The organism is Sphingobium sp. IP1 (assembly GCF_002708645.1).
Taxonomy (GTDB): Bacteria; Pseudomonadota; Alphaproteobacteria; order Sphingomonadales; family Sphingomonadaceae; genus Sphingobium; species Sphingobium yanoikuyae.
In genome coordinates, this window is sequence record NZ_NOIW01000068.1 from 16,466 (window position 1) to 31,440 (window position 14,975).

A 14,975-nucleotide genomic window follows, 5' to 3' on the forward strand; every position below is an offset into this window, starting at 1 on the left:
GGCACCAAGGGGGTATGATATGAAAATCGCCCATATTTCCCGACAATATCATCCCGGACTCGGCGGGCTGGAAAGCTTCACCCGAAATCTGTGCCGCGAACAGGCTCGCGCCGGGCACCAGGTCAGGATGATCACCCTGGACCGCATCTTCGACGGCGACGACGCACCCTTGCCACGATCCGAAATCATCGACGATGTCGAGGTTGTCCGAATCCCCTACCGGGGTGGACGTCGCTATCCGCTCGCACCATCCGTGCTGCACCATCTGGACGATTGCGACATCGTCCATGTCCACGCCGTCGATTTCTTCGCCGACTATCTGGCGCTGACCCGGCTGCTGCATCGCAAACCGCTGGTCCTGTCCACGCATGGCGGCTTCTTTCATACCGGCTATGCCCGTCGATTGAAGCAACTCTATTTTCACAGCATGACCCGCCTTTCGCTGGCTGGATATCGGGCGATCATTGCCTGCAGCGAAGCGGACTATGAGACGTTCGCCAAGGTCAATCGTCGCGCACTCACGCTGGTCGAAAATGGCGTGGACACGGTCAAGTTCGCCGGTCTTGCGCAATCGCCTTCCACCGAGCATCGCTTCATCTATTTCGGCCGGATCGCGCCGAACAAGCGGATCGACCTGTTGATCCGCTGGTTTGCGCATCTGCACCGGCTGGACCGCAAGGCCAGGCTGATCATCGCGGGAAAGCCGATGGGTGTCACCTTCGCCGATCTGCAACAGATCGTCGAACAGCTCGGTTTGGGCGATCTGGTGGAATTTCATGACAGCCCCAGCGACGAGGCGCTGCAGGCGCTGATTGCCCGTAGTACCATCTTCGCATCGCCCAGCGCCTATGAAGGTTTCGGTATTTCCCTGATCGAGGGGGTGTCCGCCGGGCTTTATCCAGTCGTCAGCGACATTCCGGCGCATCGCCGCTCCTGCGTCAAACTCGATACCGGCAGCCTGATCGATTTCGCCGATCCGCTGTCCGCTGCGCGCACCCTGCAGGACATTCGCAAGGCGCAGCAACGCTCACCCTCTTCCACCACTGCCGCAGGTCTGCTCGCTTATGGTTGGCCGGGCGTGAGCGCCAGGATCTCGGCCATCTACGAACATATTCTGGGACGTCAGACCCGCCAGATCGGGCCGCTTCGCCTTGCCGTTCTTTCGGAGAGCGACGCGCTGAAAGCCGTTTCCGATCTGATCAGGGACCAGTCGCCGCGCGTGGTCGCATTCGGCAATGCCCATCTGATCAACCAGGCACGGCGGGTCGAGGGCGTCGCTGCCGCACTGAACGACGCGCTGGTCCTTAATGACGGCGTCGGCGTCGATATCGCAAGCCGCCTCCGCTACGGGGACTCCTTCCCGCACAATCTGAACGGCACGGACTTCATTCCCCAGTTGCTGAAGAGCTACCCGGACCGCCTCCGGCTATTTCTGGTAGGCGCAGCCCCCGGCATCGCGGAACGTGCAGCCGCCATTCTGGAAGAGCGTCATCCCCATATTCGCATAGTCGGCACCCTCCATGGCTTCTTCGACCCGCAAGAGGAGGAGCATCTGAGCCGCCATATTCGGGAAAGCGGCGCGGATCTGGTAATCGCAGCCATGGGGAACCCCCGCCAGGAATTGTGGGCGGCCAAATGGGCATCCCATATCGGCCGCCCCATATTGTGCGCGGGCGCCCTGCTCGATTTCACCGCCGGCCATGTCCCGCGCGCGCCTGGCTGGCTGCGCCGCATGCGCATGGAATGGATATTCCGGCTCATGAACGAACCGACCCGACTGGCAGACCGCTATTTGCGCGGCAATGTCACCTTCCTCATGAATGCCATCCGTGACGCCAGGGGTGGCTACTCGGACGGGCCGATCCCGCCGCCATCGCCCCACTCCCACACTGTCCGCAATGCCGATGCCGCCTGATCCTGTGCAGCCCTACCCAAGTGAACTGCGGGCCGTACGCCGGATCGCGGTCATCATCCCCTATTTCCAGCGTGAACGGGGTATCCTGCAACAGGCCCTCCGCTCGATCGTTGCGCAAACATTCACCGCGCCCACCGAGGTGGAACTCCTGATAATCGACGATAGTTCGCCCATCCCTGTGCTGGACGAACTGGCAGACATGGAATTGCCACCTTGGCTGAAGCTCCGGACCGTGCAGCAACCGAACGCCGGCCCCGCTGCTGCGCGCAATCGCGGCCTTGATCAGATCGGACCCGACATCGACTATGTCGCCTTCCTGGATTCCGATGACAGTTGGGCGCCAGACCATCTGCAACAGGGCGTCGGCGCGCTCGAACTTGGGCATGGTTTCTATTTCTGCGACAGCGCCATGCCGCCGTCCAGCCTGTTTGCTTCGCTGACACTCTTTGCGCAGGGCGCCAATGAGGATGCGTTCGAACCCCTGCCTCTGGGCGGGCAAATCTATCGCCTGCAGCCCGACCGCGCGGGGCAATTCATGGTGCAGGAATATCTCTGCCAGACATCCGCCGTGATCCTGCGTCGCAGGGCGGTGCGCGATCTCCGGTTCGAGGAACGGCTTCGCTATGCCGGCGAAGACTGGCTGATGTGGGTACGGCTGGCGCACAGCGTTGAGGGCATCTGCTTCTCCAAGCTGGCCAAGGCCCAGCGGGGAGAAGGTATCAATCTCTATCGCGATGCGCATGAGCGGCTTGGCGCCAAAAATCTGCGCCGCCTCATGTCGATGGTGCTCGCCAATCGCTTGATGAGGGGCACGCCGGGCATCAGCGCTGCTGCCGCGCGCCTGACCGATCAGCGCATCGAAATCTTGCGCCTAGAGATGGCGGCGATCCTGCTTCACCCCCGTGTCTATCAGGGCCTGAAAAATGGTGAGCAGCGTCGCATCATACGGGATGCCTATCGGCTCATGAACGTCTCGCTGCTGCCATTATGGCGCGGCATCATCATTCGAAAGATGCGCTGGCACAGCCCCCGTCTGGACGAGGCCATGACATGAAACTCTTCTACTATCGCGCCAAGGAAGGGAATTTTGGCGACGACCTCAACGGCTGGCTGTGGGAGGAGCTTGCTCCAGGCCGTTGGTCCGACGAAGCCGATACGCTGTTCTGCGGCATCGGCACGATCATCGGCAATCATATGCCGCCCGCATCGCGGATCAGAATTTTCTCGAGCGGCCTGGGCTATAGGCCGGTGCCCGAGGATTTCTTGACTGATCGCTGGGATGTGGTGGCATTACGCGGCCCGCTCACGGCGCGCGTCCTCAACCGCCCGGAACGGGCGATTGCCGATGGCGCGCTGCTCCTTTCCACGCTGGACCGGCTCAGGCCCTTACCCGAAGCGGAGCGCGGCCGGCCCATCTTCATTCCCCACTACGAAGCGATGGATGAAGGCGACTGGGCTGCCGCCTGCGCTACCACCGACGTCAAGCTGGTGGACCCTCGGCAATGCGCACATCAGGTCATCGACGAAATCCGCCGGTCACGGCTGATCATCGCCGATTCGATGCACGCCGCGATCATCGCCGATACGCTGCGCGTACCCTGGGTTCCGGTCTCCAGTTCGGGAAGGATCAACAGCTTCAAATGGCTCGACTGGTCGCTTTCCCTCAACTTGCCCTATGAACCGCGAATATTGCCTACCGCGACGTTGGACACTGCCTATCGCGACGGCGTCCGGCGCCTGGTCGGTGAACATTATCGACTTGCGCATCCTGATGCAGAAGGCGCGCTTGCGCACCAAAGGCAGATGACCCGTCGTGAACAGCGGCCCTGGTGGATGTCCGTGCGGCCAAAACTGAAATATCATCTGCTCGCCCTGCCGCGGCGTCTGCCACAACCACCCGCGGTCGCGCGGCGTATCGCTACATGGAACCGACGGCAGCACAGCCGCATCGCCTCTGCACTTGAACAATTGAAGAGTGAGGCGGGATTTCTGAGCGACGATCGAATCTTTGCCAACCGTGTCGATCAGCTCAGCGTCGAATTCGACAAGCTGGTGCGTTCGGGCTGAACTATCCGCGCCATCTGCGCGCGATGGTGCCAGCGGCGGATCAGATGGCGTCCCAGCATGGGCCAGTTGCTCCAGTCCGTCATCATAGCCTCCAGCAATGCCATCGGCTTGCGTGCGCGAAGATGCGGATAGACGCGGTTCCAGCTATGCTGCTGCCTAATCGCGCTGGCGCGACGGGCCAACAACCGTGACAGAACACGATCATCGCGAACGCGAGGCAGATCCAGCATGGCAAGACTATGGGCGCGCATTGCATCCAGGTTCAATAATGTCCGGGATTGCCCCGATCCCTGATCCGAAATGGAGCCCTGCCGCTGAGTGAACAGATAATGCGGCTCTGCACTCAGAATGAAACGACCGTCTGCCAGCAGGCAATCGATGATGAAGGCGAAATCTTCGCCGTGCCGCAACTGGGGCGGGTAGCGCAGGCAACGGGTCGTCAGGAAGCGGCGACGAAAGATCGGCTTGAGCTGGCCGAAATCGAACGGCGAGCGCCCTGTGATCGCGTTGCGGACGAATTCGGCCGGTCGGATATGCCGGATCGGCTCCGCTGTCCGCGACAATGCCGTGCCAACCACTGCTCCGGCGTGCCAATCATAGAAAAACAGATTGTCCGCAACCAGATCGGCGTCATGCCGATCGCCGAGCGCGGTCAGATGAACCAGCCTGCCCGGTGCGAAGGCATCATCGGCGTCCAGTATCGCGATCCATTCGCCCCGCGCGGCCCCAATCCCCAGATTCCGCGCGACCGAAGGGCCACCATTGGCCTCGCTTGGCACCAGTCGCACCCGTGGGTCCTGATCCATCAACCGCTCGGCGATTGCCACGGTTTGGTCGCCGGACGCGTCATCGACGATGATCACCTCCACCGGGAGTTTCTGCGCAAGCGCAGATTGCACCGCGCGATCCAGGCTGTCCTCGGCGTTGAACGCCGCAATCACGACACTGACAAGGGGGAGCACAGGAGCAATCGCGGGATTTTGCATAGGTGTTATGCCTTACTCGAAAGCGATAATAAGCTTCGATATACCAATCGATGAAACCGCAACGAATTGAGGAATTTCACCTAGTGGAATTATCTGACACACCCAACGTTGCAATATACAGAAGAGGCTTCCTTCCTCTTTCTGAAACCTTCATATCAGACCACATACAGGGTCTTAATAGATATAATCCAATCATAATAACTGAAAATATACTGAACGGATACTCTATTAACGGCCACACTCCCCATCTGTTGCATCGTGCTCAGGCGGGTAAATATGAAAAAGTCTATAATCGGCTGACCGGCCGATATCGCCATGTCGGCGATGTCCTGTCGGCTCCCTCGACGCGATTGATCCATGCGCATTTCCTGCAGGATGGGGCGAACATCCTGTCCCTTGCCGCGCGACGGAACATCCCACTGGTGGTCACCGCCCATGGCTATGATGCAACGGTGACCGCGCGCGAACATGCGCGCCGCACCGAGGGACTTTGGTATCTGATGCTCAAGCCCTTCCTTCTGCGTTACGCCCATGGCATCATCTGCGTATCCCAGTGGATCAAGCAGTGCCTGCTCGACGCAGGTTATCCCGACCACAAGCTGCGCGTCATTCCGCTGGGTATCGACACGTCCAGCCTGCCGCCGCCACCCGCCGCCCATGGCCGCCGGGGCGCCCTCTTCGTCGGCCGTCTGGTCGAAAAGAAGGGGGTCAATTTCCTGCTCGACGCCTGGGCGAAACTGCCAGAACGCGTCCGAAGCGAACCGCTCACCATTATCGGCGACGGCCCCCTGATGCCCGCCCTGGTCGCCCAGGCCCACCGGCTTGGCATCCAGCCGCATTTCCTGGGCGCACGATCTCGCGCGGAGGTCTTTGCGGCCATGGCCCGTCACCGCATCTTCGCGATGCCGAGCGTGCGCGCGGCAAACGGCGATTCCGAGGGGCTTCCTATCGTGTTGATGGAAGCGCAGGCGATGGGCATGGCGGTAATCGCGTTTGACGATGGCCCGATGCGCGAAGCGATCAAACCCGGCATGACCGGGCTGCTCGCACGATCGCGCAACAGCCACGACTTTGCCGACCATTTGCAAACGCTTCTGGGCGCGCCGGACCTGTGCGGCGATTTTGGCCGAGCCGGCCGGTCCCATGTGGCCGCCAAGTTCGACCTCCGCAACCGCGTAGCCGCCCTGGAAGATTATTATGACGAGATTCTTGCCAGCACGGAGGCCCGTTCATGATCGGACAATCCGCCGCAAAGCCACAGCCGGTTCACGCCGAAGGACACCGCGTCCTCATCATCTCGCGCCATGACTATCGGACCCGGCGCCGCGCGAGCGTGCATTTCGTGGCGCGCCATATGGCGCAACAGGGCCATCAGGTGACCTTCATGTCGATCGGCTACAGCTGGCTGTCGCGCCTGCGTGGTGACAGCCGGGCCGATCTGTTTGATCGCGCCAATGCCTGGGAACAGGTGGATGGGCTGCAAGCCTATCTGTGGCGCAGCGCATGGCATCCGGTGAAGTTGCCGGTCTCGGGCAAGGTGGAATCCTGGCTTTACAGCAAATGGGCCAGAAACCGCTGCACCGCACTGGACGAAGCGGCAGGCGCGGCGGACATCATCATCGTCGAATCCGGCATTGCGCCGGTATTGCTGAAGCGCATCCGAGCCGTCGCACCCTCGGCGCGGATCGTCTATCGGGCCACGGATCTTCTATCCACCGCCGGCGTGCCTGAATGCATTGAAGACATGCTTTGGCAATCGGAGGCCGATATCGACCTGATCGTGGTCGTCGCCCGCTCCATGCTCCCGCATTTCGAGGCCTTCAGCTGCCCCAAATTATTCATTCCGCATGGCGTCGACACTGCTTTGCTTAATCAGGCAACAGACAATCCCTACACGACCAAGCGCAACGCGGTCACGGTCGGATCGATGCTGTTCGATGCCGGGGCGATCCGCACCCTCGCGCTGGCACGCCCGGAATTCACCTTCCACACCATCGGATCGCCCAAGAGCGTCTTTCCGACCAATGTGATCCAGCATGACGAGATGCCTTTTGCGCAAACGCTCCCCTATCTCCAGCATGCCGATGTCGGGATCGCGGCCTATCAGCGCGCGGCTGCCGCCGCCTATCTCGCCGATTCCAGCCTCAAACTCCTGCAATATAAGGCAATCGGCCTGCCCGCCGTTTGCCCCGATTTCGCCGTTGGCGACCATGCCCTGCGCTTTGGCTACCGGCCTGATCATCCGCAGGAGATCGTCGAGGCTTTTGATCGGGCGCTGAACGCTGGCCGCAGCCCGGTGGCGAGCAAGGATTGGAGCGACGTGGCCGCCAGGCTCGTCGAGGCTTCTCTTGGCTGAGATTGCCCTTTCTCCGCCGGCTCGCGCGCGGCGCGACGCGGTGCATCGACGCAGCCTGATCCATGACAGGCTCATCAGCTATGTCGCCGCCGGACTGCTTGTCGCCACGGTACTCTTCAATCCGGCCTTGGCCTGGGTCAACGCGCATCTGTTCCCGATGACAGCCGGAATCGTGTCCGCCGCGCAGGCGGGCATAGTTCTGACCGCCCTGCTCGTTGGGATCACACAACCGGTCCAATATAGTTTCCGGTGGCTTGCGCTGACCTGGATCATGGTCGTTTCGGCGCTGCTGACGAGCGCGATCAAGGGATATTTCGAACCCAAGATCCTGGGCGACATATTGTTGATCCCCGCCTTCATCCTGCTTGGAACCCGCATTGAAGGCGCGTTGCTGCGTCAGACAATGTTGTCGTTGCAATTGCTGATCATGTTGGTCGGCCTGTGGGAACTGGCGAGCCCTGGCGGCTTTGGTTCGACCTTTCGCGTGATCGACTATTATGTGCAGACCCGTGGCTATGACGCAGATGCCTTTTGGGCCGGCGGCGACCTTTTCCTCAGTTCGGAACGTCCTGGTGGCCGCATGCTGCTGGACGGCCTTGGCCTGCATCGCGGATCATCACTGTTTCTTGAACCGGTATCGCTCGGCAACTGGGCGATCGTGGGCACCATCTTCACCGCAGCCATGTGGCGGTCTCTGTCGAACGGCGCGCGGCTATTCATGCTGGTTTCGACGGCGGTGCTGCTGGTCACGTGCGATGGCAGGCTTGCGCTCAGCGTGATCCTGCTCTTCTGCCTCTATTTGCCGATCAGCGCCTATGTTCCGGATCAATGGAGCGTCGCCTATCTGCCGTTGCTGCTTCTCGCATTGGTCGGGGGCGAAGCGCTGGGAATTTTGGCGGAGCATCAAGACAATCTTCCCGGACGGCTCAGCGTCGGGCTCGATGCGCTGCGATCGATGGACCTTGACCAGTTGTTGGGCATCCGCGCGGATCGGGTCCGGTTCGATGACGCCGGCTGGGCCGATTTCGTCCAGGCCCAATCCGTGGTGATCGCGATCGGGCTCTGGTTGGCACTCGCCTGCAGCAGCTTCGGCCGCGATCCCGGCAACCGGATGGCAAAGCATGGCATTATGCTCTTCCTCGCACTCTGCCTGCCCATCAGCAATTCACTGCTGTCAATCAAGACAGCCGCTCTGATGTGGGTCGTCTACGGCTTCTGTTATGCCCGCGGACGCCTGACGCGCATGGAAGGAAACGCCGCATGAGCCCTGGCCGTCATATACCGGCGCTCGACGGCATCAGAGGCTTTGCTGCCCTGCTCGTCGTATTCTGCCACTTCCGCACGTTCGGCTATCCCGAACTTCTGCATCCGCGCGCCGGCGATTATGGCGTCCTGCTGTTCTTCACGCTCAGCGGCTTTCTCATGGGCCATCTCTACCTCCCCAGAACGCCCGACCGAGATGCGTTGGCATCCTACGCTGCGGCGCGCATAGCCCGCATCGTGCCGCTCTACGCCTGTGTCTCGCTGCTATCCTTCCTGATCTATCGCTTCGTCTACGCCGATTTCATCTATCCGATCGGACTGATCGAACTGGTGCGGCAGGGAACATTCACCAGTACCGTATCGGTCTTCTGGTCGATCGGGCCGGAGTTCCAATTCTACTTTCTCTTCCCGGCGATCTGGGCGGCAACCTATGCGAACCAGCCGCTACGCGGCTGGCTATACTTGGCGATCGGGGTAATTATCGCGATCTGCTATGTAACAAGCCCGTGGTTGCCTGGCATTTTTGCCTTAGCAAAGATGCATATCTTCATGACCGGCATTATCTGCGCCGTCTTGGTCCGAAAGGTTCCCGAAGCGCGCATGGTACGGTTATTCGCGCCGCTACTCCTATTCACCGGCTTGTTCTTCTGGATGCTTATTGCCCCCCCCCTTTCGGCACAGGCGTGGATATTCCCACCGGTGACGGACGATCCCAAGCATATTATCTATTATGCCGATCCATTGAAGATTGCGGCCTGCGCGCTGGTGATCATAGGCGCGACCATTCGTCACCCGCTGAACAATATCCTATGGGGAAACAAGCTCATGCGCCGGCTCGGTGCCTATAGCTTTTCGCTATATCTTCTCCATATGCCAGTCCTGCAGCTTGTCCGCCTGGCTGGCGCAAGGTTGCACCTAAACATGCCGGAACAGATACTCTGCGCGATCATCTTGTCTCTCGCCGTCGCCGGTCTGTCCCATGAACTGTTTGAACGCCCCGTCGGCAACTGGAGCAGGCGCAAGCTGAGCGACGTCTTTAACGGACGAAACCGGCGACAGCTCATGCCCCAAGCGGCAGAGAGCCGCTCGTCCTGATCGGTAAAAATCCCACAGGTTTCGGACGAACGGGAACTGCCCTTGTGCAGAGCATTCACGACGCCGGCTTATGCCGGGGTGCCGGCCTTCATAGCGAAGCTATCTCATAAATGTCTGAAGGGCGCGACAATGCGCCCCTGCCATTCTTATCGGGACGTGCCCCAGTCGGTGAGGACGTTGCGCTTTGTTGCTGCGCTTGCAGGGTTTGCCCCCCCCTGCCATGAGTTCCCCACCACCTGCTCCAACCGTTTCATGCGAAGGCGGGAGCGTGGGACCGACTAATGGATGCCATCAGCGCCGCCCATGCCGGTGACATCCAGATGATCGACAACAGCTCACGGTCGACTTCCTCACCATGATGCAACTCGCCTCTATCCGGCTGTGGCTGCGACCTTATGAGACTACGACCCAATCTGAAAACCGCCACCGATCGCTAAACCGGCGGCGATGTGTGTCGATAAATGACCCGCGCTTACTCGCAATAGACGTTGCCGCGATCGATCTCACGGCCCAGCGCGCCGCCGACGCCTGCGCCCAGGATCGTGCTCAGCACGCCGGAATCGCCGTCACCCAGCGCATTGCCCAGGAGGCCGCCGACGGCCGCACCGACAATCAGGCCGGTCGATCCATCGTTCCGGCGGCAATAATAGCGCCCATTACCACCGCGATAGATGCGCGTGTTCCGGTCGATGCGATAGCGGTCGCGCGACGAACCCGGGCGATAATGCTGGTCGGGATAATATTTGCCGCCGTGAGAGGCGGAATGGGACGGCTTGCCCGGCGCTGGCGGGCGTGCATTATTATGGGATGGCTTGCCGTGGGATGCGCCAGGGCCCGGCCCGCTATTATGGCCCGGCGGTCGGTTGCCCGGACCGTTGCCATTATTGTGCGAAGGCTTGTTCTGCCCATGGCCGGGCGGCTGGGCCGTTGCCGCAATCGGGGCCGCGATCACAGCCAAGGCCAATACCATCGCAAATTTCCTCATGCCCTTCTCCTTCCGCCGGAACATCCGGTCCGCTTCGCACAGGCGCAATGCGCAACGGCCTGTCAGCGCAAGAGTTCCCCATTTTCATTGCAGGACCAAAACAAAAAAAGGGCGCTGCCATCGGCAACGCCCTTCCCTGTTTCTCGCCTGTGGTTGCGCCTCAGCTCAGCGCACCATGGCAATGCTTGTATTTCTGGCCCGAACCGCAGGGGCACAGCGCATTGCGGCTGATGTCGAGATTGGCGAACTCGCCCGGCGCGACATTGTCCACCGGCGCGCGCGGAATGGTGGTGGTGATGCCCGCCAGCTGGCTGCCATCGATATCCGCGCTGTTATCTTCGCCCGAGAAGGGATCGATATGGGTGGTGATGAAGTCCGGCAGCACCGGCAGGTCGAACTGCGGCTGCGGCGCTTCCATGCGGAACTGCACCCGCGCGATCGAGCTGGTCACGTCCTCTCGGATATTTTCCAGCATGCGCTCGAACAGGGCGAAGGCTTCCTGCTTATATTCGTTGATCGGCGTCTTCTGCGCATAGGCGCGCAGATGCACCACCTGGCGCAGCGCGTCGAGCGTCGAGAGATGCTCCTTCCAGTGATGGTCGAGGCTCTGGAGCATGATGCTCTTCTCGATCATGTGCCAGTCGGTCGCTTCGACTTCCTGCGTCTTCTCGGCAATGGCCGCGTCGGCCAGGCCGGCAAGCCGCTCCTCGATCATTTCGGGATCGACGGCATCCTCGGCCAGCCAGGCGTCGAAATCGGGCTCCAGGCCCAGCACTTCGGCGGTGCGCAGCTTGAGCCGCTCCATATCCCATTGTTCGGGATAGGTGCCCGGCGGACAGGATGCGCCGACCAGGTCATTGACCGTCTCATGACGCATGTCGGTGACGACATCGTCCACCGTTTCGGCGTCCATGATGTCGCTGCGCTGCTCGTAGATCACCTTGCGCTGGTCGTTCATGACATCGTCATATTCGACGACCTGCTTGCGGATGTCGTAGTTGCGGGCCTCAACCTTGCGCTGGGCGGTCTCGATCGCCTTGCTCAGCCACTTGGACGGGGGCAGTGCCTCGCCATCCTCCAGGTTGGAGCGGATCATCTTGGCGAACATCGTGTCCGGGCCGAAGATGCGCATCAGGTCATCGTCGAGGCTGAGGTAGAAGCGCGACAGGCCGGGGTCTCCCTGACGGCCCGAACGGCCACGCAGCTGATTGTCGATACGGCGGCTTTCGTGCCGCTCGGTCGCCAGAACGAACAGGCCGCCGGCGGCCAGCACTTCCTGCTTCTCCGCCTCGATCTCGACCTCGATGCGGGCGACCGCCGCGTCGCGCTCCGGGCCTTCCGGCATATCACGCAGCTCGTCCTCGACGCGCATCTCCAGATTGCCGCCCAGCTTGATGTCGGTGCCGCGGCCAGCCATGTTGGTGGCGATCGTCACTGCGCCCTTGCGGCCTGCCTGGGCCACGATATGGGCTTCACTCTCGTGGAAGCGCGCGTTCAGGACCGCATGCTTGACGCCTTCCTGATTGAGGAATTCCGACAGCATTTCCGACTTTTCGATCGACACGGTGCCGACCAGCACCGGCTGACCCTTTTCGGCATGTTCCTTGATGGTGCGCGCGATGCCCCGGAACTTGTCTTCCAGATTCTTGTAGAACGTGTCTTCTTCGTCGACGCGCTGCACCGGCCGGTTGGTCGGTATGGTGACGACGTTCATCTTGTAGATTTCGTAGAATTCGGTCGCCTCGGTCGAAGCGGTGCCGGTCATGCCCGAAATCTTGGGGTACATGCGGAAATAATTCTGGAAGGTGATCGACGCCAGCGTCTGGTTTTCCGGCTCGATCTGGACGCCTTCCTTGGCTTCCACCGCCTGGTGCAGACCGTCCGACCAGCGGCGGCCATCCATCATGCGGCCGGTGAATTCGTCAATGATGACGACCTTGCCGTCCTTGACGATATAGTCGATGTCGCGGCGGAACATCACCACCGCGCGCAGCGCCTGGTTTACGTGATGGACGACCTGGGTGTTCTCGAAATCGTAGAGATTATTGCCCTGGAGCAGGCCGGCGGCCTCCAGCAGGCGCTCGATCTTCTCGGTGCCGTCTTCGGTCAGCGTGATCGTGCGCTGCTTCTCGTCCTTCTCATAATCCTCCTCGACCAGCTGCTTCACGATCGCGTCGACTGCGACATACAGCTCCGACTTGTCGTCGGTCGGACCGGAAATGATCAGCGGCGTGCGCGCTTCGTCGATCAGGATCGAATCGACTTCGTCGACGATCGCATGGTTGAACGGGCGCTGAACCATCGCACCGCGATCGAACTTCATGTTATCGCGCAGATAATCGAAGCCGAGTTCATTGTTGGTCGCATAGGTGATGTCGGCATTATAGGCCTCGCGGCGCTGGTCTTCCGACAGGTTGGGCACGATCACGCCGGTGGTGAGGCCCAGGAAGCGATAGACCTGACCCATCCATTCGCAGTCACGGCTGGCCAGATAGTCGTTCACGGTGACGACATGGACGCCTTTGCCCTCAAGCGCGTTCAGATAGGTGGCGAGCGTTGCCACCAGCGTCTTGCCCTCGCCGGTGCGCATTTCGGCGATCTCGCCGCGATGCAGGACGATGCCACCGATCATCTGGACGTCGAAGTGACGCATGCCCAGCACGCGGACCGAGGCTTCACGAACGGTCGCAAAGGCTTCGGGCAGCAGGCTGTCCAGCGTCTCGCCATTGGCCAGGCGCTCACGGAAGCGCGCCGTCTGGTTCACCAGTTCATCATCGCTCATCGCCTGGATCGTCGGTTCGAAGGCGGCGATCTGGTCGATGACCTTACCCAGCGATTTCACATAACGTTCGTTGGACGATCCGAAGATAGACTTGGCGAGTGCGCCGAACATGCAAATTCCTGACAATGAGGGGGCCATGGGTCCAACGGACACATGGGCAGATATGCGCCGCGATTTAGGCATGGCACAGCCGATAGTCAATCAATGCGACGGACTGTCGCACGGCTGTAACGGCTTTGCCCGATGCGGTTTTGCCTTAGCCGCGCCGTCCAGCCGTCGTGCAGGCGCGACGCGCCGCCGGAAATATTTTGCGTTTGGGCGCACGCCGCCGCAAGAGCGCCACGACAACAAGGGTCGCAAACAGGGTGTATCGTTCCATTTCCATGGCGCCGTCGCGCCGATTGCGCCTGCCTCTGGCGGCGCTGCTGGTCAGCGCATTGACCGGCTGGTTCCTGATCGCCGCGATTGCCGCACCCTTCGATCATGACGAAAGCCAATATGTCGCAGGCGCCTATTTCAGCGGGCATGCGGTCATGTTTCGCGACTTTCTCTATCTTCAGCCGCCGCTGCACGCCTGGGTGCTGGCACCGCTGAGCCTGATCGCATCCGGTCATATGGTACTGGCGATGCGCCTTGCCACCGCCGTCATGGCACTCTCGACACTTGCGCTCATCTGGGCGGCCCAGCGTGCGGCAGGCATATCCCGCTCCAGCGCTACCCTGGCCATGTTACTGATGGCGGCGACAGCCGCGTTCCAGTTCAGCGGCTCCGTTGTCCGGAACGATATGCTGGCGACCCTGCTGGCCTCCGCCGCCATGCTGCTGACCTTGCTTGGCCTGCGCCATCGCTCCAACAGCCACTGGCTCGGGGCTGGCCTGCTGTTTGGCCTTGCGATCGCGACAAAGCTCAATTTCGCCCCGCTTGGCGCGACCGTCGGCCTGTTCGTCATCGCCAGCGGCGGCCGGCACGCTATTCGCGCCGCCCTGTTTCTGGCACTCGGCGCGCTGCTGGGCATGGCGCCCATGGCCATCGCCTGGATATCGGGGCCAGACGGCTTTCTCTACGGCGTCCTGACCTATGGCATGACCGCGCCCCACGCCTGGTATGCCGCCAACGGCGCAGCGCAGGAGCTGGCGACGGCGGAAAAACTGCGCGACCTGGTCAAATATCTCTGGAAGGGGCCGGCGCTTGTCGCCTTACTGTTGCTCATCGCCAACTGGATCGCGACCCGTGGCCGCACGCGCTCATCCGGGCGCCGGCTGGCGATCTGGATGAGTGCCGGCGCGCTGATCGGGGCCGCGCTGCCGACCCCTACGCAATTGCAATATCTGATGCCGCTGTTGCCGCCGCTCGCCCTTGCCCTCGGCTATCTGCTCGACGATGCCCGTCACTGGCGGCCGCTGCGGCGCAAGGCGATGCTGGCGCTGCTCTGCCTGGCAGCGATCCCCGGTCTCATTCCCTCGATCCGGGATCTGGCAACGGCCGCCCGTACCGGATCGCCGCTATTGGCTGCACAGGCCAATGCC

General features: G+C 61.4%; 11 protein-coding genes and 1 pseudogene. 9 read left to right on the forward strand and 3 right to left on the reverse strand.

Going from position 1 to position 14,975, the window contains the following annotated elements; all coding sequences use genetic code 11:
• Positions 1-19: 19 nt before the first annotated feature.
• Genes CG471_RS20190 through CG471_RS20200 form a run of 3 tightly spaced genes read left to right on the forward strand, consistent with a single transcriptional unit; the run spans position 20 to position 3,982 of the window.
• Positions 20-1,915 (forward strand): WecB/TagA/CpsF family glycosyltransferase, encoded by a 1,896-nt coding sequence (locus tag CG471_RS20190; RefSeq protein ID WP_099233348.1) that lies wholly within the window; start codon positions 20-22, stop codon positions 1,913-1,915.
• On the forward strand, positions 1,905-2,969 hold the full coding sequence (locus tag CG471_RS20195; protein ID WP_099233364.1) for a glycosyltransferase family A protein: 1,065 nt from the start codon (positions 1,905-1,907) through the stop codon (positions 2,967-2,969). Before CG471_RS20190 ends, CG471_RS20195 begins: the two co-directional genes overlap by 11 nt.
• Positions 2,903-3,982 (forward strand): polysaccharide pyruvyl transferase family protein, encoded by a 1,080-nt coding sequence (locus CG471_RS20200; RefSeq protein ID WP_257211623.1) that lies wholly within the window; start codon positions 2,903-2,905, stop codon positions 3,980-3,982. The genes CG471_RS20195 and CG471_RS20200 overlap by 67 nt, the downstream gene beginning before the upstream one ends.
• Here the strand turns inward: CG471_RS20200 and CG471_RS20205 are convergent.
• A complete protein-coding gene (locus CG471_RS20205) occupies positions 3,940-4,968 on the reverse strand; it encodes a glycosyltransferase family 2 protein (protein ID WP_099233352.1) in 1,029 nt (342 codons plus the stop codon). The two genes, CG471_RS20200 and CG471_RS20205, sit on opposite strands and share 43 nt — an antisense overlap.
• Positions 4,969-5,219: 251 nt before the next feature.
• Between CG471_RS20205 and CG471_RS20210 the strand changes: the two genes are divergently transcribed.
• The 5 genes and pseudogenes from CG471_RS20210 to CG471_RS20230 all read left to right on the forward strand — a co-directional run.
• Positions 5,220-6,203: a glycosyltransferase gene (locus CG471_RS20210; RefSeq protein ID WP_048936481.1), complete on the forward strand. Its 984-nt coding sequence runs from the start codon at positions 5,220-5,222 to the stop codon at positions 6,201-6,203.
• On the forward strand, positions 6,200-7,324 hold the full coding sequence (locus CG471_RS20215) for a polysaccharide biosynthesis protein GumK (RefSeq protein WP_099233354.1): 1,125 nt from the start codon (positions 6,200-6,202) through the stop codon (positions 7,322-7,324). The genes CG471_RS20210 and CG471_RS20215 overlap by 4 nt, the downstream gene beginning before the upstream one ends.
• A 343-nt stretch (positions 7,325-7,667) precedes the next feature.
• Complete coding sequence (locus CG471_RS20220; protein ID WP_257211624.1) at positions 7,668-8,588, forward strand: polysaccharide biosynthesis protein GumE; 921 nt, start codon at positions 7,668-7,670, stop codon at positions 8,586-8,588.
• Complete coding sequence (locus CG471_RS20225) at positions 8,585-9,682, forward strand: acyltransferase (protein WP_099233356.1); 1,098 nt, start codon at positions 8,585-8,587, stop codon at positions 9,680-9,682. Before CG471_RS20220 ends, CG471_RS20225 begins: the two co-directional genes overlap by 4 nt.
• A 257-nt stretch (positions 9,683-9,939) precedes the next feature.
• Positions 9,940-10,020, forward strand: a pseudogene (locus CG471_RS20230) (IS5/IS1182 family transposase); the annotation flags it as partial.
• Positions 10,021-10,154: 134 nt separating this feature from the next.
• Here CG471_RS20230 and CG471_RS20235 read toward each other — a convergent pair.
• Positions 10,155-10,667, reverse strand: a complete 513-nt coding sequence (locus tag CG471_RS20235; RefSeq protein WP_099233368.1) for a glycine zipper 2TM domain-containing protein — start codon at positions 10,665-10,667, stop codon at positions 10,155-10,157.
• Between the two features lie 160 nt (positions 10,668-10,827).
• Positions 10,828-13,560 carry a preprotein translocase subunit SecA gene (secA, locus tag CG471_RS20240; RefSeq protein ID WP_099233358.1) on the reverse strand — a complete coding sequence of 911 codons (2,733 nt, stop codon included), beginning with the start codon at positions 13,558-13,560 and terminating at the stop codon, positions 10,828-10,830.
• A 254-nt stretch (positions 13,561-13,814) separates the two neighbouring features.
• Here secA and CG471_RS20245 point away from each other — a divergent pair.
• A partial coding sequence (locus CG471_RS20245) for a glycosyltransferase family 39 protein (protein ID WP_257211625.1) occupies positions 13,815-14,975 on the forward strand: 1,161 nt, incomplete at its 3' end.